Raw genomic sequence first — 2,160 nt, 5'->3', positions numbered from 1 at the left:
GGAGTGCGGCCGGGATCGCGGGCGGGCGGGCCGCCGTCGCGTCCGATTGGAGCTTGCCGCGCAGGATGAACGCGCCCGCCAGCACGGCCGCCACGACCAGCAGCACCGCGATCGTGACGACCAGGACCGTCTTGCGGCGCTCCACCCGGTCGCCGCCGATGCCGTGCACGGGCGGCGGCGGAGGCTGCTGCCAGTTCGTGTACTGCCGGGGCTGCTCCCACGGCGGCGGCGTCTGCGGGCCCGGGGCCTGCCGCGTCCGCGAGGGCGGCGGCGTCCAGTCGCTCTCCCGGAACGTCCGCGCCTCCGGCCCCCCGCCGGCGGGCGGCGGCTGCGCGTAGGGCGCCGGCCGGCCCTGCCCCTGGCCCTGGTTTAAGGACCGTCCGGAACCGGGGCCGTAACCCTGGTCGCCGAACCCGACCGGGTCGTTGCGGGTGATCGGCTCCGGCTCGCCCGGGTCGCGGCGGGTGACCACGTCCAGCTCGTCCGGATCGAGGACGGTCTCCGACGCGTCGCCCGCCCGGCCGCCGCCCCGCACGTAGCGGCCCGACTCGTCGTCGGTCACCGTCTCGGCGGGACGCGGCGGCTGCGGGCGCGACGGCGGGAGCATCGCCGCGACCCGGGTGAGCAGCGGCTGCGCCTGCGCCGCCGTCATCCGGTTCGCGGGCTCGCGCGCCAGCAGCCCGTCCAGCACCCGCGCGAGCGGACCCGCGTTGCGTGCCGGCGGCACCGGTTCGGTCAGCGCGGCCTGCAGAGACGACATCGCGTCCGACCGCTCGTAGGGGGAGCGGCCCTCCACGGCCGCGTACAGCGTGGCGCCCAGCGCCCACAGGTCGGACGCCGGCACCGCGCGCTCACCCTGCACCCGCTCCGGCGGGATGTAGGCCGGCGACCCCATGACCAGGCCCGTCTGCGTGAGGGTCGCGTCGCCCTCCACCTGCGCGATGCCGAAGTCGGTCAGCACGACCCGCCCCGTGTCGGTGATCAGGACGTTGCTGGGCTTGACGTCGCGGTGCAGGATGCCCTTCTCGTGGGCGTGGCGGAGCGCGCCGAGCATCTGCAGCCCGATGTCGGCGACCCGGCGGTGGTCCATGGGCCCGCGGTCCAGCAGGTCCTGCAGGGACGGCGCGAGGACGAGCTCCATCACGATCCACGGGCTGCCGGACTCCTCGACCACGTCGTGGACGGTCACCACCCCGGAGTGGTTCAACCGCGCCGACGCCCGCGCCTCCCGGAACGTCCGCTCGTAGAGCACGGCGCGTTCGGAGTCGTCCAGGCCAGGCGGGAGCACGACCTCCTTGACCGCGACCTCCCGGTCGAGCATGACGTCGAAGGCGCGCCACACGGTGCCCATCCCGCCACGGCCGACCACCGAGTCGAGCCGGTAGCGATTACCGAGCAGACGTGCCTGTGCCATGACTACCGGATCCCCCCCCGCTCGTCATCCCACCCCGGAGGGACGGAACGTGTCGAGCACATTGTTCACGAGTGCCTCGTTCTCGTTCCACCGGGCGGCGGGAACCGCGACGATGACCGCGTACGACCGGCCCCCCGCGATCACCCCGCGGTCGCGGGCGCGGGTGAGGCCGCTGTCACGGACCCAAGTGAACTCGATGTCGGCGGCGGGCACGCCGAGGACGCTGGTTTCGGTGATCGCGATCCGCCTGAAGTTCCGCAGCTTGCCGTCGGCGATGGCCTCCCGCTCCCAGGTCAGCCAGTGGTCGTACGGGTCGCCCGTCCAGGGTGTCCGGTCGACCTGGATGTAGGCGGTGCTCGCCGGGTCGTTCCAGATGACGCTGTTGCCCTGCTCGGTGCGCTGCCACCCGCGCGGGATCGCGATGGAGAAGCCGGGGCCGGCCGAGCGGACGAGCCCGTCCGGGAGGGCCGTCCGGGACGGCCCGCCGGACGAGGCCGGCTCCGTCGCGGGCACGGTCGGCGTGTCCCGCTCGGCGGGGATGGACTGCTTCGCGACGGTCGTCGGCTGCCGGGACTCCTCCGGGCCGCCGCCGGACGGGCCGTCCGGCCACAGCACGAACCCGGCGACCGCCAGGATCGCCGTCGCCACGACCGCCCCGGCGAGGATCGCCGGTAGCACCGGTCTGCGGCGCGCCGTCCCGGCCGGCGGGTACTGGGCCGTCATCCCGGGCACCGTCCCCGCGAAGG

At 75.0% G+C, this 2,160-nt stretch carries 1 protein-coding gene and 1 pseudogene; both read right to left on the bottom strand.

Annotation, left to right across the window (positions count from 1 at the left end; all coding sequences use genetic code 11):
• Window positions 1-1,414, bottom strand: a 1,414-nt coding sequence (locus tag E1200_RS32810) for a serine/threonine-protein kinase (RefSeq protein WP_131956498.1), incomplete at its 3' end; no start/stop codon positions are given.
• Window positions 1,415-1,438: 24 nt separating this feature from the next.
• A pseudogene (locus tag E1200_RS32805) lies at window positions 1,439-2,160 on the bottom strand (hypothetical protein); the annotation flags it as partial.

The organism is Actinomadura sp. GC306 (genome assembly GCF_004348665.1).
Taxonomy (GTDB): domain Bacteria; phylum Actinomycetota; class Actinomycetes; order Streptosporangiales; family Streptosporangiaceae; genus Spirillospora.
Note: the sequence above shows the minus strand (reverse complement) of the source record. Positions and strands in the feature narration are given on the sequence as shown.